The organism is Pseudomonas sp. B6(2017) (assembly GCF_002112765.1).
Taxonomy (GTDB): Bacteria; Pseudomonadota; Gammaproteobacteria; order Pseudomonadales; family Pseudomonadaceae; genus Aquipseudomonas; species Aquipseudomonas piscis.
In genome coordinates this window covers 206,857-227,331 of the sequence record NZ_NEIQ01000001.1, presented here as the reverse complement: position 1 = coordinate 227,331, position 20,475 = coordinate 206,857, and the positions used below count along the sequence as shown (strand labels likewise).

General features: G+C 64.9%; 17 protein-coding genes. 10 read left to right on the top strand and 7 right to left on the bottom strand.

The window, feature by feature from the left end:
• The first annotated feature begins 29 nt into the window (after positions 1-29).
• The 3 genes from CAG11_RS01110 to CAG11_RS01100 all read left to right on the top strand — a co-directional run bounded on the left by CAG11_RS01110 (position 30) and on the right by CAG11_RS01100 (position 4,187).
• Positions 30-1,259 (top strand): hypothetical protein, encoded by a 1,230-nt coding sequence (locus tag CAG11_RS01110; protein WP_085594107.1) that lies wholly within the window; start codon positions 30-32, stop codon positions 1,257-1,259.
• 379 nt (positions 1,260-1,638) lie between these two features.
• Positions 1,639-3,078, top strand: a complete 1,440-nt coding sequence (locus CAG11_RS01105) for a sodium:alanine symporter family protein (protein ID WP_022641923.1) — start codon at positions 1,639-1,641, stop codon at positions 3,076-3,078.
• Positions 3,079-3,182: 104 nt separating this feature from the next.
• On the top strand, positions 3,183-4,187 hold the full coding sequence (locus CAG11_RS01100; RefSeq protein ID WP_085594105.1) for an asparaginase: 1,005 nt from the start codon (positions 3,183-3,185) through the stop codon (positions 4,185-4,187).
• A 72-nt stretch (positions 4,188-4,259) separates the two neighbouring features.
• Here CAG11_RS01100 and CAG11_RS01095 read toward each other — a convergent pair whose 3' ends face one another.
• A complete protein-coding gene (locus tag CAG11_RS01095) occupies positions 4,260-4,805 on the bottom strand; it encodes a hypothetical protein (protein WP_246195893.1) in 546 nt (181 codons plus the stop codon).
• Between the two features lie 198 nt (positions 4,806-5,003).
• On the opposite strand from CAG11_RS01095, the gene CAG11_RS01090 reads away from it, so the two are divergent.
• The 4 genes from CAG11_RS01090 to CAG11_RS01075 all read left to right on the top strand — a co-directional run bounded on the left by CAG11_RS01090 (position 5,004) and on the right by CAG11_RS01075 (position 10,289).
• On the top strand, positions 5,004-5,996 hold the full coding sequence (locus CAG11_RS01090) for an AraC family transcriptional regulator (RefSeq protein WP_085594100.1): 993 nt from the start codon (positions 5,004-5,006) through the stop codon (positions 5,994-5,996).
• 71 nt (positions 5,997-6,067) lie between these two features.
• Positions 6,068-7,981: an ankyrin repeat domain-containing protein gene (locus CAG11_RS01085; protein ID WP_085594097.1), complete on the top strand. Its 1,914-nt coding sequence runs from the start codon at positions 6,068-6,070 to the stop codon at positions 7,979-7,981.
• Positions 7,982-8,144: 163 nt separating this feature from the next.
• Complete coding sequence (locus CAG11_RS01080; RefSeq protein WP_085594095.1) at positions 8,145-9,176, top strand: histone deacetylase family protein; 1,032 nt, start codon at positions 8,145-8,147, stop codon at positions 9,174-9,176.
• Positions 9,177-9,188: 12 nt separating this feature from the next.
• A complete protein-coding gene (locus CAG11_RS01075; RefSeq protein ID WP_085594093.1) occupies positions 9,189-10,289 on the top strand; it encodes a polyamine ABC transporter substrate-binding protein in 1,101 nt (366 codons plus the stop codon).
• Between the two features lie 142 nt (positions 10,290-10,431).
• Here CAG11_RS01075 and CAG11_RS01070 read toward each other — a convergent pair whose 3' ends face one another.
• Both CAG11_RS01070 and CAG11_RS01065 read right to left on the bottom strand, forming a co-directional pair.
• Positions 10,432-11,643 carry a YeeE/YedE family protein gene (locus CAG11_RS01070; RefSeq protein WP_085594091.1) on the bottom strand — a complete coding sequence of 404 codons (1,212 nt, stop codon included), beginning with the start codon at positions 11,641-11,643 and terminating at the stop codon, positions 10,432-10,434.
• 38 nt (positions 11,644-11,681) lie between these two features.
• Positions 11,682-13,232, bottom strand: coding sequence for a PLP-dependent aminotransferase family protein (locus CAG11_RS01065; protein WP_085594089.1), 1,551 nt, complete (start codon positions 13,230-13,232; stop codon positions 11,682-11,684).
• A gap of 104 nt (positions 13,233-13,336) precedes the next feature.
• On the opposite strand from CAG11_RS01065, the gene CAG11_RS01060 reads away from it, so the two are divergent.
• From CAG11_RS01060 to CAG11_RS01050, 3 genes are read left to right on the top strand one after another with little or no spacing between them, the layout of a single operon-like run.
• Positions 13,337-13,960, top strand: coding sequence for an FMN-binding negative transcriptional regulator (locus CAG11_RS01060; protein WP_085594087.1), 624 nt, complete (start codon positions 13,337-13,339; stop codon positions 13,958-13,960).
• A 24-nt stretch (positions 13,961-13,984) separates the two neighbouring features.
• Positions 13,985-14,431 carry a GNAT family N-acetyltransferase gene (locus CAG11_RS01055; RefSeq protein ID WP_022641935.1) on the top strand — a complete coding sequence of 149 codons (447 nt, stop codon included), beginning with the start codon at positions 13,985-13,987 and terminating at the stop codon, positions 14,429-14,431.
• Between the two features lie 20 nt (positions 14,432-14,451).
• Positions 14,452-15,138: a GNAT family N-acetyltransferase gene (locus CAG11_RS01050; RefSeq protein WP_085594085.1), complete on the top strand. Its 687-nt coding sequence runs from the start codon at positions 14,452-14,454 to the stop codon at positions 15,136-15,138.
• A 36-nt stretch (positions 15,139-15,174) separates the two neighbouring features.
• Here CAG11_RS01050 and CAG11_RS01045 read toward each other — a convergent pair whose 3' ends face one another.
• From CAG11_RS01045 to CAG11_RS01030, 4 genes are all read right to left on the bottom strand, one after another.
• A complete protein-coding gene (locus tag CAG11_RS01045; RefSeq protein ID WP_022641937.1) occupies positions 15,175-15,474 on the bottom strand; it encodes a helix-turn-helix domain-containing protein in 300 nt (99 codons plus the stop codon).
• A complete protein-coding gene (locus tag CAG11_RS01040; protein WP_085594610.1) occupies positions 15,471-16,733 on the bottom strand; it encodes a HipA domain-containing protein in 1,263 nt (420 codons plus the stop codon). Before CAG11_RS01040 ends, CAG11_RS01045 begins: the two co-directional genes overlap by 4 nt.
• Before the next feature lie 289 nt (positions 16,734-17,022).
• Positions 17,023-18,831 (bottom strand): sodium-extruding oxaloacetate decarboxylase subunit alpha, encoded by a 1,809-nt coding sequence (gene oadA / locus CAG11_RS01035; protein WP_085594083.1) that lies wholly within the window; start codon positions 18,829-18,831, stop codon positions 17,023-17,025.
• A 99-nt stretch (positions 18,832-18,930) separates the two neighbouring features.
• Positions 18,931-20,346: an acetyl-CoA carboxylase biotin carboxylase subunit gene (locus tag CAG11_RS01030; RefSeq protein WP_022641940.1), complete on the bottom strand. Its 1,416-nt coding sequence runs from the start codon at positions 20,344-20,346 to the stop codon at positions 18,931-18,933.
• Positions 20,347-20,475 lie beyond the last annotated feature (129 nt).

Genomic DNA, 20,475 nt, shown 5'->3' with positions numbered 1-20,475 from the left:
GAGCGGCTCTTAGCAAAGGAGAGGTCAAGATGAAGCGTCATGTCCTGGGCGCCTGCCTGGCAATGATCGGTTGCAGCGGTTTCGCCGCCGAACCCGTACCTTCCGAGCCGGTGCGCCTCAATGCCGCCAACAAGCCCTTCCCGCATGTTTCCTGGAACAGCGCGGATGGCCACAGCAGCCTGGATATCGGCGGCGCATTGCGCATCAACTACCGCGACGAACACTGGGACACCACCGAGAACAACGGCCGGTTCCTGTTCGATACCTTCCGCCTGGATATCCAGGGCCGGCACCGCGACTTCTACAGCGACCTGGGCTACTGGTTCCAGGACGATGGCAAGCGCTCCATCGACCGCGGCTTCATCGGCTACCAGCTGAGCCCCCAGGCCAGCCTGCAACTGGGGGCACCGTTCAAGCCATTCGGGCTGGAGCCTTACCCGCAGTTCGGCTGGAGCTATCACATCCCGTTTTTCCTCGGCTACGGCTCCAGTGCCGGCAGTGGCTTGAAGTACAGCTACAAGGATGCGGACTGGGACCTGCAATTGGCCTACTTCCCGCGCATGCTGCCGAGCAGCCTGCGCTATTCGCCGGAGGTGGGCCGCTACGCTGACCTGGACGACAACGCCATCGCCGCCGTGCAATCGCGCCAGGACAATGAGAAACGCCATCAGCTCAATGCCCGGTTGGCCAGGACCCTCACCCAGGGAGACTGGAAAACCGAGATCGGCGCCTCCCTGGCCAGCGCCCGGCTGTACAACGCCAGCACCCGGGACAACGGTGACTACTGGGCCGTGGGCCTGCATGCCGTGGTCAACCACGGCCCCTGGACCCTGACCAGCCAGGCCATCCGCTACCAGTTCGATCCGAAGAATCCCACAGGTGTCAGCAAGCATTCGGTGCTCATGGGGGGCAACGGCCTGACTCCGGCCTACCTGATCGCCGCCCGCGCCAGCGTGGGCGCGTTGAACCTGGGATACGACATCCACACCCCGCGGCTGGGCCAGTTGAAGAAGATCAAGCTCTACAGCGACTACAGCCTGATGCGCAAGGACCAGCGCGAGTGGGACGACTCGCAGATGTTCACCCTGGGCGCGCAGTTCCTGGCAATGCCGGTGATGGCCTGGCTCGACCTGACCTGGGCCAGGAACGCCAACCCCTATGGCGGCGCGGAAAACGCCAGCGGTTTCACCAGCGCCACGTCCTCGGGCAGCAATCGCTGGTACTACCGGACCAACCTGAACATCGGTTATTACTTCTAACTATCGCCAACGCTGCGCGGACGAACGGGAGCAAGCCTGCCCGCCATGCCGGCAGCCTCTCTCCAGGCCCTTGTCGCAAGGGTTTGGGGAGATTTCACAAGAACCGATTCAGCCTCACGCCCTCCTGCCGTTCCTCGGTTCGACGCGCTACATGCAGACGGCAAGCCCGCGCACCGGTATAGTGCGCCCCCTCTTCGCGTGGACAGCCGTCGGTAACGAGGCTCCAACCCACGGGAAACCCGAACTAATAACAACCCGCGAATAGAGAACCGGGACGAACACTCGCCCCACCGCTTTGCCGTGCGTGCAATCAGCGGTGTAACAAGGTGTTTCTGTCCGCTCTGCTTTTGCCTACACAAAAAACAGCGAGGAATACTCCATGCTCGAAGTCATCAACGACTTCCTCTCAGGGAAAGTGCTGATCGTGCTCATTGTCGGGCTCGGCGGCTACTTCACGATCCGCTCGCGTTTCGTTCAATTGCGCCACTTCCTCCATATGTTCGCGGTGTTCCGCGACAGCCTGAAAAGCAGCGGCGGCCAGCTCAGCTCGTTCCAGGCGCTGATGCTCAGCCTCGCCGGCCGGGTGGGCGCAGGCAACATCGCGGGCGTCGGCATCGCCGTGACCCTGGGCGGTCCGGGCGCCGTGTTCTGGATGTGGGTGACCGCACTGGTGGGCATGTCCAGCAGCTTCTTCGAATGCACCCTGGCCCAGGTCTACAAGCGCGCCGATGGCGACGGCCTGTACCGCGGCGGCCCGGCCTACTACATCCAGCACGGCCTGAAGCTCAAAGGCATGGCGGTGGTGTTCTCCATCCTGCTGCTGGTCACCTACGGCTTCGCCTTCATCGGCCTGCAGTCCTACACCGTGACCCATTCGCTGCAGGACGCCTTTGCCTTCGACCCTAGCCACACCGGCATCGTCCTGGCGCTGCTGCTGGCCATCACCTTCATCGGTGGCATCAAGCGCATCGCCGCGGTGTCCGACCTGCTGGTCCCGATCAAGACCCTGGCCTACATCGCCGTGACCCTGTACGTGATCGGCACCCAGATCGAACAAGTGCCGGCCATGCTGGAGACCATCATCAAGAGCGCCTTCGGCCTCGACCCGGCCTTCGGCGGCCTGCTCGGCAGCGCCATCGTCATGGGCGTGAAGCGTGGCGTGTTCGCCAACGAAGCGGGCCTGGGCAGTGCGCCGAACGTCGCCGCCGTGGCCGCCGTGAAGCACCCGGGCGCCCAGGGCGTGGTCCAGGCTTTCAGCGTGTTCCTCGACACCTTCGTGATCTGCACCTGCACCGCGCTGCTGATCCTGCTGTCGGGCTTCTACACCCCCGGCTTCGAAGGCGACGGCATCGTCCTGACCCAGAACTCGCTGGCTGCCGTGGTCGGTGACTGGGGTCGGCTGTTCGTCAGCGTCGCGCTGTCGCTGTTCGTCTTCACCTGCATCCTCTACAACTACTACCTGGGCGAGAACAGCCTGCAGTTCCTCACCCGCAACCGCACCGTGCTGATGCTGTTCCGCGGCCTGGTGCTGGCGCTGGTGGTATGGGGTTCGATGCAGGACCTGTCGACCGTGTTCGCCTTCGCCGACATCACCATGACCTGCCTGGCCTTCGTCAACCTGGTAGCCCTGGCCATGCTGTTCAAAGTCGGCATGCGCGTGATGCGCGACTACGACGAGCAGCGCCGCGCCGGCGTCGACCAGCCTGTGTTCGACTCGCGCAAATTCGCCGACCTGGACCTGGACCTGAAGGCCTGGCCCGCCGAACCTGCGGCCGCCGCCCAGGCCGAGCCGCAAGGCGCGCCCACAGCGCAACGCTGACGGGTGAACGACGGGCGCATCCTCTGCACCCGTCGGTTACAGTTCGATAAATGTGCGAGCGGGCTTGCCCGCTCCCACAGGAACTCACCGTTTCGGAGAATCCCATGAACCCTTCGACCTACCCTGCCGCCCAGCACGTCATGGTGCTCTACACCGGTGGCACCATCGGCATGCAGGCCAGTGCCGACGGGCTGGCCCCGGCATCCGGCTTCGAAGCCCGGATGCGCGACTACCTCGACACCCGTCCCGACCTGCCGGTACCGGCCTGGCGCTTTCGTGAAATGGCGCCGCTGATCGACAGCGCCAACATGACCCCCGAGTACTGGCAGCGCCTGCGCGAAGCGGTGGTCGAGGCCGTCCAGAGCGAGGGCTGCGACAGCGTGCTGATCCTGCATGGCACCGACACCCTGGCCTACAGCGCCGCGGCCATGAGCTTCCAGTTGCTGGGCCTGCCGGCACGGGTGCTGTTCACCGGTTCGATGCTGCCGGCCGGCGTGCCCGACAGCGATGCCTGGGAAAACCTCAGCGGCGCCCTGCTGGCCCTCGGCCGTGGCCTGGCGCCCGGCGTGCAGTTGTACTTCCATGGCGAGCTGCTGGCACCGACCCGCTGCGCGAAGATCCGCAGCTTCGGCCGGCACCCGTTCGCCGCCTTGCGGCGCAAGGGTGGCGGCACCCAGGTCGAGGCCATCCCGCCAAGCCTGGACTACCGCCAGGCCCGGCAGCCGGCCAAGGTCGGCGTGCTGCCGCTGTTCCCCGGTATCGGCGCCGACGTGCTCGATGGCGTGCTCGCCAGCGGCATCCAGGGCCTGGTGCTGGAGTGCTTCGGCAGCGGCACCGGCCCCAGCGACAACCCGGCGTTCCTGGCCAGCCTCAAGCGCGCCCAGGACCAGGGCATCGTCGTAGTGGCGGTAACCCAGTGCCATGAAGGCGGGGTCGAGCTGGATATCTACGAGGCCGGCAGCCGCCTGCGCGGCGTGGGCGTGCTGTCCGGCGGCGGCATGACCCGCGAAGCCGCCTTCGGCAAGCTCGATGCCTTGCTGGGCGCCGGGTTGCCGGCCGCCGAGGTACGGCGCCTGGTCGAACTGGACCTGTGTGGCGAGCTGAGCTGAAGCTCAGGCTCGGGAGCCGGTAGCTACTGCGCTAGCTGCCGGCTCGATGACGAACAGAGGGTGACGGCCAGGTTACTTCTTGACCGAGTAATCCTGGCCCCAGACCCGCACCGAGCTCGAACTCTCGATCGGCCCTTCGAACACGAACTTCTGCCGCACTGCCGCCTTGGCCGGGATGGTGACTTCATCCGGGTTGTCGAGGCTGACAGTCAGGTTGTTGGCATAACCGTCCTGGTCGATCGCCAGCAGGGCACCGGTCTGCTTGAGGTTGATCAGCCGCAACTGGCTGTCGCTGCTGTTCTTGAAGCCCAGGGTGACGTTGAAGCTGTCGCCGACGGCTTCGGTCTTCAATACCTGGACGTCGACGCGACCCTTCATTTGCTCGCGGGAGGAAATGATCGAGGCGCCGTCGACGCCTTGCGCCGATTGGCGACCATCGAGCACGCCTTCGCTGACGCCACCCAAGAGGTTCTTGCCTGCCGAAATGGCTGACGAGACGGCTGACTTGGCAGAGTCCTTGAGGGTGCTTTCGCTGCCTGGTCCAGTCTCGGCCAGGCACAGCGAACTCAGGAGCAAGCCGGACACCAGGAGCAGGGAACGCGCAGGAGTGAGGGTCATACATAATCCTTTATCGAGGTTGCTGCACCGCCACCTCAGGCGGTGAATGACAGGCAGGTTGCACCAATCAAAGCGCCAAGTCACTAACCACGCAACGCCCGAAATGCCCCATGCCGCTGGCTGGCAAACCGCAGGTCCTGTCGAAGGCGGCATGCAACTTGCTCCGCTCAAAGGTCTTTCCCAGGTCGGAATCTGCGCATGCTGCACTCGCACCTCACCACCCTCAATGCGGTTTCCCTGATCCTCAACACCTTCAAGGACCAGGGGCAGGACGGCGGCGCGTTGTTGGCCGGCAGCGGTATAAACCCCACCGACCTGAGCCGCGCCGACACCCGCATCACCACCAGCCAGGAGATGCTGGTGTGCGCCAATGCCGTGGCCTTGCAACGCGATATCGGCCTGGAACTGGGCCGGCGCATGCATGTGTCGTCCTACGGCATGCTCGGCTACGCGCTGCTCACCAGTGCCACCTTAGGTGACGCTTTGCGCCTGGCGCTGCGCTATCCGGCGCTGATGGGAACACTTTTCGAGCTGACCCTGGAAGCCGACGGACCGCGTATCTGGCTGACGGCCGCCGACTATCGCGAATGCCCGGCCCTGGCGGCGTTCAACACCGAGTTCTGCCTGGTCTCGATGAAGGTCATCTGCGACGACCTGCTGGGGCATCCGCTGCCGCTGATCGGCGCGCGCTTCGACTATCCGGCACCGGACTACCAGGCTCGTTATCGCGAACGCTTCGACTGCCCCCTAGAGTTCGATGCCGCCAGCAATGCCTTCGCCTTCGACCGGCGCTGGCTCGACCAACCGCTGCCCCTGGCGGATGCCATCACCCACCAGGCCATGGCCGAGCGCTGTCGCAAGCAGAACACCGAGTTCACCGGGCGCCAGGCCTGGCTCGGGCGCATCCGCCAGTTGCTGGCGGCGCAGCTGGACGCCGCTCCCGGCCTGGACGGATTGGCCCAGCAGATGAACTGCTCGGCCCGAACCCTGCGCCGGCATCTCAAGGACCTGGGCTGCAGCTACCAGGAACTGCTGGACGAACTGCGCTTCGAGCGAGCCAAGCAGATGCTCTGCGAAGACCAGTTGCCGATCTACCGCATCGCCGAGGCCCTGGGCTTCAGCGAGACCGCGAGCTTTCGCCATGCCTTCATCCGCTGGAGCGGCGTGGCGCCGAGCCAGTTCCGGCCCTGACACAAACCCCGGCATGAAGGCGCCAATTGCATTACATTGCCGGCCTTTCATACCGGCAAGGGACGGCAACGTTGAATCTATCCACAGGCAGCGCCGCCAGGCATATCGGCCTTCGTCGAGTCGGCCTGGCGCTGCTGATGCTCGCCGCAGCACCCGTCGCCCAGGCATTCGACCTGGCGAAATTCAAGTGGTGGGAGATGTCCAGCCACTTCGCCCTCGACGAGCCGGAAACCGCCACCCTGCAGATCAAGCCCTTCGCGCTGCCGGGCCTGGCCAAGCTGCCGGCGCGGATCGTGCTGAGCCAGTATCGCGGGCTGTTCTACCTCAACGCCTACCAGGACCTGGATTACCGGCAGCGCATCTACAAGTCGCCGCCCATAGCGCTGTTCAGCCCGGAAGATCTGCGCAACTGCGTGTCGCCGGACAATGACATCCAGGTCACGGACAACTGGCCACCCAGCAATACCCTGGATACCGGCATCACCCTGACGCCCCTGGACTTCGACTGTTCGGTGCCGCCGCAGTGGAACCTCAGCCAACGCTACCTGCTGATCGACCAGCGCGATCCGCAGCGCACGCTGCTGGCCATCAGTCATCGCCAGGACCTGACGCAGATGGACTTCACGCCGCTGCAGCCCATCAGTGCCGAAACCGGACAGCAATGGCTGCAAGCCCTGCAGAAGTTTCCACCGTGGTTCCGGCCTTTCGACAGCGGCGGCGGCCCGATCACCCTCAAGGCCTATGTCCCGCCAGCGGACGCGGACGCTGTCTGGAAGCAGTTCCGCCAACTCCACGCGCAACTGCGCAAGGCCAAGGACAAAGGGCCGGGCATCCGCCAGGTGGAGGATTTCTTCGCGGTTCATGACTACCGCAGCATCGCCACCGACCACAGCGAATACCCCGGCCTGCTCAACGACATCGCCTACTGGGCCAGTGAGGCCGGCCAGCTGAAGGTCGCCCGCGGCTGGCTGGTGGAGGTGCTGCGCCGAGACATGTCGCGCATGCCGACCTACCTCAACCTGGCCGACCTGGACTGGGCACTGTTCGAACAGCGGCCCCTGGACAACATTCCCCAGGGCCGGGCCATCGAAGGTTATCGGCTGTATTGCGGCATGCGCCTGCAACGCCAGATGAGCATCCCGCCCCGGGTGCTCCAGCGCCTGGGCCTGCAATCTGCCAACCCACAGGCGTGCCAGGGTTTCTGGCCATTGGTGGCCGCGGCGCACGCCGGTGACGAAGCCGAGGTAAAGCGCCTGCTGGCCGGTGGCGTCAGCGGCGAAGTCATGGCCGAGGATGGCCGCAGCGCCCTGCTGCATGCCCTGGATGCCCCGCATCTGGAGATCGCCCGGCTGTTGCTGGCCAACGGCGCCCATACCAGCGGCCAGTATCGCTGGAGCACCCTGGCCATGCTGGCCATGCGCCGCGACCTCAAGGATGGCCCCGACCTCGAGCAGGGCGGACGCTTGAAGTTCCTGCTGCAAGCCGGGGTCGCCATTGACGAACAGGATTACCAAGGCCGCACTCCGCTGATGCAACTGGCGGAGCAGGAGCGCAACCTCAAGGGCTTCACCTGGCTGCTGCAACACCCGCAGAACCTGGACCTGCGCACCGCAAAAGACCAGGAAACCGCTCTGTACCGGGCCTTCTGGGGCAACAACTATCCGGCCATGAAGCTGTTGATCAACGCCGGTGCCAACCTCAACCTGAGCTATGGCGGGGGCACCTGCTACAACCAGCCCATGGGGCAGAGCCTGCTGACTTTACTGGCCGACAAGATCTCCGCCGACGACACGTCACGCGTCGTCAGCCAACAAGACACCCTGGAGGTCTTCACCCTGTTGCTGGAAAAAGGCGCCGACCCGAATGTCGGCCAGCGCTGCGAGAAAAAGGGCTACGCCCTGCTGCTGGAGGCCATCGCCCGGAAAAAACGCGAGGACATGCTCCAGGTCCTGCAACGCTTCGTGCCGACAGCGCCCGCAGGCTGAAACACGTGGCGCCTCGCGATGGGGCGCCATGCCCCTTCCAGGGGCGAATTTCGGTCACGCAATCTGGCCATATCGATCCTCTTTTGGCCGTTCCCGCCGTTCTCCAAAACCCCGCGCCCCGCAAGACTGTGAGCCACCGAATCAGCCTGCGGAGAACAAGAAAATGCTGACGATCTACTCGGACGATCACCACCTGCACCATGGCCGTTGCGAACTGATAGACGGGCAACTGATGCCTTGCTTCGAAATGCCCTCCCGGGCCGACCACGTGCTGGACCGAGTGAAGTACCGCAACCTGGGGCCGGTGGAGGCGCCCAAGGACTTCGGCCTGGAGCCGATCCAGCGCGTCCACAGCCGCGAGTACCTGGAGTTCTTCAAGGGCGCCTGGGAGCGTTGGGCAGCCAAGGGCATCGACGGCGACCTGCTGCCCTACACCTGGCCGGCACGCACCCTGCGCAGCGTGATCCCCAGCAGCCTGCACGGCCAGCTCGGCTACTACAGCTTCGACGGCGGCGCGCCGATCACTGCCGGCACCTGGCAAGCAGCCTACAGCGCGGCGCAAGTCGCCCTGACCGCCCAGGCGGTGATCCAGCGCGGCGCCCGTAGCGCCTTCGCCCTGTGCCGGCCACCGGGACATCACGCCGCCAGCGACCTGATGGGCGGCTACTGCTACCTGAACAACGCCGCCATCGCCGCCCAGGCCTTCCTCGACCAGGGCCATGGCAAGGTGGCGATCCTCGATGTCGACTACCACCACGGCAACGGCACCCAGTCGATCTTCTACGAGCGCAGCGACGTGCTCTTCACCTCGATCCACGGCCACCCTGAAGCCGAATTCCCGTTCTTCCTGGGGTATGCCGACGAGTGCGGCGAAGGAGCCGGTGAAGGCTACAACTTCAACTACCCGCTGGCCGCCGGCAGCGGCTGGGACGCCTGGAGTGCGGCCCTGGAGCAGGCCTGTGGGGAAATCGAGCGCTACGGCGCCGACGTCATCGTGGTGTCCCTGGGGGTCGACACCTTCAAGGAAGACCCGATCTCGCAGTTCAAGCTCGACAGCCCGGACTACCTGGCCATGGGCAAGCGCATCGCCGCCCTCGGCAAACCGACGCTGTTCGTCATGGAGGGCGGTTATGCAGTCGCGGAAATCGGCATCAACGCCGTCAACGTTCTCGAAGGCTTCCAGAGCGCCCAGTAAGGAACCCGCAACATGCCAAGACTCCAACGCCTCATCGCTCCCGCCCTGTGCGCCTGCCTGCTGGGCACCGCTGCCCACGCCGAGGAACGCACCCTGCGGGTGTACAACTGGTTCGACTACATCACCCCCAAGGCCCTGGAAGACTTCAAGGCGCAGAACAGCCAGGTCAAGCTGGTGTACGACATCTTCGATACCAACGAAGCCCTGGAGGCCAAGCTGCTCACCGGTAACTCCGGGTATGACGTGGTGGTGCCGTCCAACGTGTTCCTGGCCAAGCAGATCGAGGCCGGGGTGTTCCAGCCCCTGGACCGCAGCAAGCTGCCCAACTGGAACCACCTGGACCCCAAGCTGATGCAACTGATCGAAGCCAACGACCCGGGTAACCGCTTCGCCGTGCCCTACATGTACGGCACCATCCTGATCGGCTTCAACCCGGACAAGGTCAAGGCGGCCCTGGGCGAGCAGGCGCCAGTGGACAGCTGGGACCTGATCTTCAAGGAGGAGAACATCAGCAAGCTCAGGCAGTGCGGCGTAGCACTGCTGGATTCGCCGTCGGAGATCCTGCCCCTGGCCCTGCAGCACCTGGGCCTGGACCCCAACAGCCAGAAGCCTTCGGACTACGAAAAGGCCGAGGCGCTGCTGCTGAAGATCCGCCCCTACATCACCTACTTCCACTCGTCCAAGTACATGGCCGATATCGCCAACGGCGACATCTGCGTGGCGGTGGGCTACTCGGGGAGCTTCTCACAGGCCGCCAACCGTGCCCGGGAAGCCAAGAACGGCGTGACCGTGGACATGCGCCTGCCCAAGGAAGGCGCGCCGATCTGGTTCGACATGCTGGCGATCCCCAAGGGCGCGAAGAACCCGGAAGACGCCTACACCTTCATCAACTACCTGCTGCAACCCCAGGTGATAGCGCCGGTCAGCGACTTTGTCGGGTATCCGAACCCGAACAAGGACGCCACCGACAAGGTCGACCCAGCGATCCGCAACAACCCCAACCTCTACCCCACCGCAGCAGCCATGAACACCCTGTATACGCTCCGGCCGCTGCCCCGTGATGCCGAGCGGGCGCGGACCCGGGCCTGGACCAAGATCAAGTCGGGCACCTGATCATTACCCCCTGCGGCTTGCTCGCAGCGGATTGCGCAGCAAGCCAAGGCCGGCTAGCCGCCTGTACCTGACATCCCGCAAGAACCGCTTCACGAGCGCTACACGGTCGCGCGGGAGCAAGCTCCCTCGCCGTCACCAGCCATCAGCAGCCGGTCAGGCCCTGGGGCGCCCGTTCCTCGGCGAAGAACCAGGGCCGCAACCGCACCCCCACGCCATTGCCGATGAAGGCCGCCACCAGCCACAACCAGCCGTGCAGGCTGCCGGAGGCGATGCCACTGAAATAGGCGCCGATGTTGCAGCCATAGGCCAGGCGCGAACCGTAGCCCAGCAGCAAGCCGCCGATCACCGCCGCCACCAGGGACCGGGGGGGAATCTTCAGGCTCGGGGCAAAGCGTCCCGCCAGGCCCGCCGCCAGCAAGGCCCCCAGGACGATGCCGATGTCCATGACGCTGGTGATGTCTTGCCATACCGGGGCCGCCAGGGCCTTGGCATTCGCCGCGCCTTGCCAGAACACCCACTGGCTGACATCCAGGCCCAGCCCGCCAGCGAGCTTGGCTCCCCACAGGGCGAATGCCGAAGTGATGCCCCACGGCCGCCCGGCCAGGGCCAGGGTGACGAAGTTCAGCAGAGCCAGGGCCACCGCGCCCCAGACCAGCGGCCAAGGACCGCGCAGCAAGCGCCGCCAGCCCTGGTGCGTACTGCCCACGGGCGCTTCGAGGCTGCCATGGCGGCGTTTTTCCAAGACCTGGGTCAGCATCGCGATCAGGGCGAACAGGCACAGGCTCAAACCCAGGGCCGGGCCCACGCCGAAGCTCTGGACGATGGAGATCGGCGGCAGCGAAGGCAGGGCGAACCACCAGTGCACATGATGGGTGGCGATCAGCGAGCCGCAGATGAAGAACGCCAGGGTCACCAACATCCGCGCGTTGCCGCCACCGACGGTGAACAGGGTGCCGGACGCGCAACCGCCGCCCAGCTGCATGCCGATGCCGAAGATGAAGGCCCCGAAGATCACCGATACCCCGGCCGGCGCCACCAGGCCGGTCACCGGCTGGCCGAACAGCGTGCCGGCCCCCAGGGCCGGGAAGAACAGCAGCACCGCCAGCGCCAGCATGACCATTTGCGCGCGCAGGCCCGCGCCACGTCGATCGCGGATGAACACCCGCCAGGCCGAGGTGAAGCCGAACGCCGCGTGGTAGAGGGTCAGGCCCAGGGCCGCCCCCAGGAGCAACAGCAATACCTGGCGCGCGCCCACCTCCACTTGCAGGAACAGGGCGCCGGCCACCAGGAGCAGCAAGGCGAACAACGGCGCGCCGAACTTGCGTTCAGGCGCCAGGGAAAGGGACTGGCTCATAGGGGGTCTCGAAAGGGAAATGCCCGGAAGTATACCCGTCAAACCCGCCAGGCCCGGCGCAGGCGCGCCATGGCCGAACGAATGTCGGCTTCCGGTACCGCCGCGAACCCCAGCACCAGGCCGGCCCGCTGGTCCTCGGGCGTCACGCTGTCCGGCAACCAGTAACGGCTCAGGGCGCTGACCTCGACATCGACGCTGGCAGCCTGGGCCTGCAGTTCCTGCTCCCGGGCCAGGCTGTCGACGCGCACCGTCAGGTGCAGCCCCGCCGTCACCCCGGGCAGCGGCCCGACCCCCTCGATGGCCGCCGGCCAGGCTTCGAGCAGGGTATTGCGCCGGCTCAGGGCCGCGCGCCGCATGCGCCGGATATGCCGCTGGAAATGCCCGGCGGCCATGAACTCGGCCATCACCGCTTGGGTACTGACTTCCGAGTGGCGCATTTCCACTGCCCGCAGCCGCACACAAGCCTGTACCAGGTGCGGCGGCAACACCAGGTAACCCAGGCGCAGCGCCGGAAAGGCCACCTTGCCGAAGGTGCCGACATAGATCACCCGCCCCTGGCGATCCAGGGCCGCCAGGGGCGCCAGGGGTGCACCGCTGTAGCGGTACTCGCCGTCGTAGTCGTCCTCGACCACCCAACCCTGGGTCTGCTCGGCCCAGGCCAGCAATTCCAGGCGCCGGGCCAGGCTCATGACCACCCCGGTGGGGTACTGGTGGGCCGGCGTGACATAGGCCACGCGGCAATTGTGCAACTGTGCCAGCTGGCGGCAATCGATGCCCTCCTGGTCCACCGCTATACCGTGCAGTTGTGCACCGGCCATGGCGAAGGCGTGGCCGGCGGCGCGGTAGCCCGGGTTTTCCACAGCCACGGGGTCACCGTGCTCCACCAGCAGTTGTGCACAAAGGCTGATGCCCTGTTGCGCGCCACTGGTGATCACAATTTGTTCAGCCGTACATTGCAGGCCCCGGGTACTGCGCAGGTAGGCGGCGATCATGCTGCGCAGGCGCGCCTCGCCAGCCGAATCGCCATAGCACAGGTGGCGCAACTCTGGCTTGCGCCAGAAAGCCGCATTCAGCTTGGCCCAGACCTCGAACGGGAACAGGTCGAAGGCCGGCACGCCGACCCGGAATGCTCGGGGCGGACCGCTGGGATGGGTGCTCAGATGATGTTTTTGCAGGCGCTGCAAAGTGCTGTTTGAGACCAATCCACTGGATGTAACCACAGTTAAATCAGCGGATTTTGTGGATAAGTCTGTGGGTAAGCCTGTTGAAAAGCCTGTGGATACTTTTGTGGATAATTTGTTGGCCGGCAATCGGGTTTGCGGCAACTGGGCCACGTAGGTGCCGTCGCCGACCCGTGCTTCGATGAAGCCCTCGGCATACAGCTGGTCGTAGGCCCGGACCACGCTGTTGCGCGAGAGGCCCAGGGCGCTGGCCAGTTCACGGCTGGCCGGCAAGCGCGTACCGCCAGCCAGGCGCCCGTCCAGCACCCGCTGGCTCAGGGCCTGGTAGAGCTGGCGGCTGAGGCCCTGGCGGCGGTCCAGCACGATGCCGGCAGGGTTGAAGGACAGCGGAGGCAAGGCACTGTTCATTGGCGCGTACCCAGGGAATTGGACCTATGAAATAGAACGGAAATGGCTCTTACCATGAACCATTAGCCTGCCTAGGATGCAGCCAATCGCCAAGGATTTTCCACATGTACCTACCTCGCGCTTTCGCTGACCAAGACCTCTCCCGCCTGCACCAGGTGATCCATGACTGCCGCCTGGCAACCCTGGTGACCTGTGGCGCCCTGGGCCTGCAGGCCAGCCACCTGCCGCTGCTGCTGGAGGCCGGCCAAGGGGCCAATGGCACCCTCTACGGCCACCTGGCCAAGGCCAATCCGCAATGCGCGGAGCTGGCTGCCGGTGCCGAGGCGCTGGTGATCTTCGAAGGCGGCGATGCCTACGTCAGCCCGTCGTTCTATCCGAGCAAGGCCGAACACGGGAAGGTGGTACCTACCTGGAACTACGTGGCGGTGCATGCCTACGGCCAGGCCGAGGTGTTCCACGAGCCGCAGCGCCTGCTCAAGCTGGTCGGTGCCCTCACCGAGCGCCACGAAGCTGGCCGCCAGCAGCCCTGGAAGGTCGAGGACGCCCCCGCCGACTACATCGACAGCATGCTCAAGGCCATCGTCGGTTTCGCCCTGCCGATCCAGCGCCTGGAGGGCAAGCGCAAGCTCAGCCAGAACCGTGACGCCCGGGACATGGCCGGAGTCCGCGAGGGCCTGGCGGCCAGCACCGACCTGCGCGACCAGCAGCTATCCCACCTGATGCGCTAATACTTCAACAATCAAGGAGCCTTCATGAGCCAGATCCAGATCCGCACCGTCACCGCCGCCGACCACGCCGCCTGGCTGCCCCTGTGGCAGGCCTACCTGCGGTTCTACGAGACCGAACTGGCGGATGCCGTGACCCAGAGCACCTGGCAGCGCTTGCTGGATGCCAGCGAGCCGACCCATGCCGCCCTGGCCTGGGATGGCGAACGCGCCGTGGGCCTGGTGCATTTCATCTACCACCGCTCCAACTGGAGCATCGAGAACGCCTGCTACCTGCAAGACTTGTTGGTGACTCCGCAACAGCGCGGCACTGGGGTCGGTCGCAAGCTGATCGAGTTCGTCTACGCCCAGGCCAAGCAGGACGGTTGCGCCAAGGTCCACTGGTTGACCCACGAAACCAACGCCACGGCCATCCAGCTCTACGAGCGCATCGCCGAGCGCCCGGGCTTCATCCAGTTCCGCAAACCTCTGTGAACCTGCCCAGGAGCCATTGAATGTCGACTTCCCTCACCGATTGGCAAGGCGTCCCCGCCCCCTCGGCCACCCTCTTGCAAGGGCGCTTCATCCGCCTGGAGAAACTCGATCCGGCGCGCCATGGCGATGAGCTGTTCCAGGCCTTGCAAGGCCCGGACGCCGACCCCGTGCTCTGGGACTTCCTGCCCTACGGCCCCTACCCAGAGCGCCCGGCCTTCGACGCCTGGCTGGCAGGCCATGAACGCAGCAGCGACCCATACTTCTTCACTGTGATCGATCTCGCCACAGGCCAGGCCCAGGGTGTGCTCAGCCTGATGTCCATCGTCCCGGCCCATGGTCGCATCGAGATCGGCCACGTGACCTTCGGCGCACCGATGCAGCGCTCGCCCAAGAGCACCGAGGCGGTGTACCTGCTGGCCCGGGAGGCCTTCGCCATGGGTTACCGGCGCCTGGAATGGAAGTGCAACAACGCCAATGCCCGCTCGCGCTATGCGGCCGAGCGCCTGGGCTTCAGTTTCGAGGGGGTGTTCCGCCAGCACATGGTGGCCAAGGGGCAGAATCGCGACACCGCCTGGTTCTCGATCCTGGACTCGGAATGGCCGGCCATCGCCAGGGGTTTCGAGCAGTGGCTGGGCGATGCCAACCAGGACCCACACGGGCAATTGAGGAGCCTGGCGCAGTGCCGGGAGCAGATCCCGGGGCAATGAACGGTACCCGCCGCGCCCCATGCGCAGCGGGTGTCCTCAATCGCCTGGCAAGGCTCGGGCGCGGCTGGCGCGCTGCACCTTCACCACTCCCATCTGCATGCCGAAGGGCTTGAACACCGCGTTCAGCGACTTGAGGGTCGGATTGCCGTCGCCATGCTCGATGTGCACCAGGGTCCGCAAGGAAATCCGGCACATCTTGGCGAACTGGCTCTGGTGCAGCCCGGTGACCTCGGTGCGCAGGCGTCGTACCGCATCGCCAAGCGGCAAGCGGCCAGTGGCCAGCTCCTGCTGGATGTCGTCGATCAATCCAGCGCGTTCATCCAGGGCCGTACTCATCGTAATCCCCACTCTTGCAGGCGTCGGTCCAGGTGACGCAGGTGGACACCTGGATGGTTCATGGTGGCCGCCGGCAGGCCTCCGGCATCGAGCAGGTCCGGCAGGGCGCGCAGGCGCTCGGCATCCACGCGCAGGCGCGCCAGGGCCAACTCAGGATCGAGCAACGGCCGCAGGCTGGCACAGACCAGGCGCCAGTCCACCTCGCCGGCCACTTCCATGCGTCCGGGCCACTTGGTGGCGCGGGCAATTCCCGCGGTATCCATCACCATGGGGGCCAGGTCATGGATCGGGGCCAGGCGCACGCCGTCTTCACCGCGGATCACCGCGATGTTGCGCCCATGGTTATGGGGATTGCCGAGGATCTTGTTGATCAGCTCCCGGCGCAGGTAGTCGGCCACCAGCTCGGGGATCGAGGCCTCCTGCCCCGCCGCTCGCCACAGCTCGGCAAGGGTCCCCAGCACTTCGGTATGGCGCATGCCCTGGTCGTAGCCCACCAGCCCTGCCAGCGAATAGATCGACTCCAGCGCCAGGCGCTCGACGCCAGCCGGGCCGACACGACGGTCGAAACGCGGCAGCCACAAGCTGGGCACGTGTCCCTCCTCCAGGGCCAGGCCGGCCGCAGGAACGGTCTCGATGTCCAGCTGCTGCAAGGCGCGGTAGTAGTGGAACTCGCTCCTGAGGATGTCGCAGTCGTTCTGGGCAACCCGGTTACGAGGGAACTTGACCAGCCAATGCTGGGCTGCAGCGGCATCCTCCAGCAGTGCATCGGGATACAGCAAGCCGGCCCGGTTCTGTGTCAGCAACAGCTTGGGAGCCTCGCCACCGGCGCCCCTGGCTGCGCCCTGCTCATGCATGTACTCGACGAAACGTTGGTCGCCGGCCACCACCGCCTCCCGGGAAAACCCTTGCAAGGGCCGCCCGGCCAAACCGACCAGGGACTCCTTGATGCGCAGATGACCGATGGGCGCGGCGGTCGCCCGAGCCAACAGGAACAGCTCGGCAGCGACGCCCGCAGGGCACTCGCGACCGATCTGGCCGAGCAAGAAACGCCGGGCATCGCCGGCCGGGGCAATGTCATAGAGAAATGCCGGAGCCCGGGATTCGCGTATCGGCTCCCAGCCCAGGGGCAGCGACCCACTGACCGAGCAGGCCAACGGACTGGCGACCGACTCCAGGTTATCCACCAGATACTGCCGCACATAACCGAAGCTGCACGGGCTGTTGAAGCCCTCCTCGGGCTTGTCGAAGCAGAGGGTCATGGCGTCGGTCCATGCCCCCGAACGGTAGAGTTGCAGCGTCAGCCGATACATCTTATTACCTGCAATTTAATGCACTTCTATCATGCTGATTGGTGTAAATATGCATTTTAATGCAGACATACAACAATAATCGAGAACATATATGCATTTAAATGCACTTACCAAATTCGCCGAAATCAGAACCCATGGCGGCCCACGACCAGACCGAGAGTCGCAGCCCCGAATGACAGGCAAAAAAAGGGAGGCCGTAGCCTCCCCGAGGTAAAACGTTGCAGATAAAGGCCGTGGATCAGCCTTCGATCTCGATCAGGATCTCGCCCGGGTTGACCCGGTCGCCCTTGGCCACGTGGATGGCCACGACCTTGCCGGCGATGGCCGCCTGGACTTCGGTCTCCATCTTCATGGCTTCGGTGATCAGCACGGCCTGGCCGGCCTTGACCACGTCGCCTTCCTTGACCAGTACATCGACGATATTGCCCGGCATGGTGGTGCTGACGTGGCCTGGCGCGCTGGCTTGCTTGCGCTTGCTGCTGCCGCCGCCGACGAACTCGTTGAGGGGCTCGAACACCACTTCTTCCGGCATGCCGTCGATGGACAGGTAGAAGTGGCGCTTGCCTTCAGCCTTGACGCCGACACCGGTGATGTCGACGCGGTAGGTCTCGCCGTGGACGTCGATGACGAACTCGGTCGGCACGCCCTCGCCGCCCGGCTTGCTGACGCCGCCGGCCTCGGGGATCGGCAGCAGGACTTCCGGCACCAGGGTCCCGGCTTCACGCTCTTCGAGGAACTTGCGGCCGATGTCCGGAAACATCGCATAGGTCAGCACGTCTTCCTCGGACTTGGCCAATGCGCCGATCTCGCCGCGCAGCTTGGTCATTTCCGGCTTCAGCAGGTCGGCCGGGCGCACGTCGATGACTTCTTCGCTGCCGATGGCCTGGCGCCGCAGTTTCTCGTCGACCTCGCCCGGAGCCTTGCCGTAGCCACCCTGCAGGTACAGCTTCACCTCGTTGGTGATGGTCTTGTAGCGCTCGCCGGCCAGCACGTTGAAGAACGCCTGGGTGCCGACGATCTGTGAAGTCGGGGTCACCAGCGGCGGGTAGCCCAGGTCGTGGCGCACCCGCGGGATTTCCGCCAGCACTTCGTTCATGCGGTTGAGGGCGCCCTGCTCCTTGAGCTGGTTGGCCAGGTTGGAAATCATCCCGCCCGGCACCTGGTTGACCTGTACCCGGGTGTCCACTGCGGTGAATTCGCTCTCGAACTGGTGGTACTTCTTGCGCACGGCGTAGAAGTACAGGCCGATCTCCTGCAGCAGTTCCAGGTCCAGGCCGGTGTCGAACTCGCTGCCCTTGAGGGCCGCGACCATGGACTCGGTGCCCGGGTGGCTGGTGCCCCAGGCGAAGCTGGAGATGGCGGTGTCGATATGGTCGGCGCCGTTTTCCACCGCCTTGAGCTGGCACATGGCGGCCAGGCCGGCGGTGTCGTGGGAATGGATGAACACCGGCAGCGACTGCTCGGCCTTCAGCGCCTTGACCAGCTCGCCAGTGGCGAACGGCGTCAGCAGGCCAGCCATGTCCTTGATCGCCACCGAGTCGCAACCCATGGCTTCCATTTGCTTGGCCTGGGCCACGAAGGCCTCGATGGTGTGCACCGGGCTGGTGGTGTAGGCGATGGTGCCCTGGGCGTGCTTGCCGGCGGCCTTCACCGCTTCGATGGCCACGCGCAGGTTACGCACGTCGTTCATGGCGTCGAAGATGCGGAACACGTCGATGCCGTTGACCGCCGCCTTGGCCACGAAGGCCTTGACCACGTCGTCGCTGTAGTGGCGGTAGCCCAGCAGGTTCTGGCCGCGCAGGAGCATTTGCAGGCGAGTGTTGGGTAGTGCGGCACGCAGCTGGCGCAGGCGCTCCCACGGATCTTCCTTGAGGAAGCGCACGCAGGCATCGAAAGTCGCGCCGCCCCAGACTTCCAGCGACCAGTAGCCGACTTTGTCGAGCTTGTCGCAGATCGGCAGCATGTCTTCGGTGCGCATGCGGGTAGCCAGCAAGGACTGGTGGGCGTCACGCAGGATGGTGTCGGTAACGAAGATTTTTTTAGTCATTGGTATCTCCTCATAGCGGCAAGCTGCGAGCGACAGCTGCAAGTAAAAGCCGATCGGCTCTAGCTTGGCGCTTGTCGCTAAACGCTTGCCGCTGCTTGTTCATAGGCCTGCGTGGGCGGCGATGGCGGCGGCGATGGCCAGGGCCAGCTCTTCGGGTTTGCGCTTGATCGAGTAGTTGGTCAGTTCCGGGTGGCTTTCGACGAAGCTGGTATTGAACTGGCCGCTACGGAATTCCGGATTGCGCAGGATTTCCTGGTAGTACGCCGCGGTGGTCTTGACCCCCTGCAAGCGCATGTCGTCAAGGGCCCGCAGGCCGCGGTCCATGGCTTCTTCCCAGGTCAGCGCCCAGACCACCAGCTTCAGGCACATGGAGTCGTAGAACGGTGGAATGGTGTAGCCGGTGTAGATCGCCGTGTCGGTGCGCACGCCCGGGCCGCCGGGGGCGTAGTAGCGAGTGATCTTGCCGAAGCTGGGCAGGAAGTTGTTCTTCGGGTCTTCGGCGTTGATCCGGAACTGCAACGCGTAGCCACGGTGGTGGATGTCTTCCTGCTTGACCGAAAGCGGCAGGCCCGAGGCGATGCGGATCTGCTCGCGGACAATGTCGATGCCGGTGATTTCCTCGGTGATGGTGTGTTCCACCTGCACCCTGGTGTTCATCTCCATGAAGTACACCTCGCCATCGGCGAGCAGGAACTCCACGGTGCCGGCGTTCTCGTAGTTCACCGCCTTGGCCGCGCGCACCGCCAGGTCGCCGATGTAGGCACGCTGCTCGGGAGTCAGCTGCGGGCTCGGGGCGATCTCGATGAGTTTCTGGTTGCGGCGCTGGATCGAGCAGTCGCGCTCGAACAGGTGGACCACGTTGCCGAAGCTGTCACCGAGGATCTGCGCCTCGATGTGCTTGGGATTGACGATGCATTTCTCCAGGAACACTTCCGCCGAACCGAAGGCCTTGGTGGCCTCGGAGATCACCCGGGGGAAGTTCTGTTCCAGTTCCTCGCGGCTGTTGCAGCGACGGATACCACGCCCGCCACCACCGGAGGTGGCCTTGAGCATCACCGGATAACCGATGCGGTCGCCTTCACGCAGGGCCTCGTGGATATCGGCGACGTTGCCCTCGGTGCCAGGGGTCACCGGTACGCCGGCCTTGATCATGCTGCGGCGGGCTTCGGTCTTGTCGCCCATGCGACGGATCACATCCGCGGCCGGGCCTATGAACTTGATTCCACGTTCGGCGCAGATATCCGCCAGTTCGGCGTTCTCCGAAAGGAAGCCGTAGCCGGGATGCAAGGCATCGCAGCCGGTTTCCACCGCCAGGTTCACCAGTTTGCGCGGGTTGAGGTAGCCCGCCAGGGGCTCGGCACCGATGCTGTGGGCTTCATCCGCGCGCTTGACGTGCAGCGCATGGCGGTCGGCGTCGGAGAAGATCGCCACCGAACGGATGCCCATCTCGGCGCACGCACGCACGATTCGTACGGCGATCTCACCACGGTTGGCAATCAGGATCTTTTTTATCACTTGGAGTTTCCCTTGAGCCGTTGAAACAAACGACCCGCTAGACCGAGTCGGCGCGTGACCAAATGTTTCAAGTCAGTCGCAGCGACACACTAGCTCCGCGAAGGGATTAACAAAAATCAATAATTATTG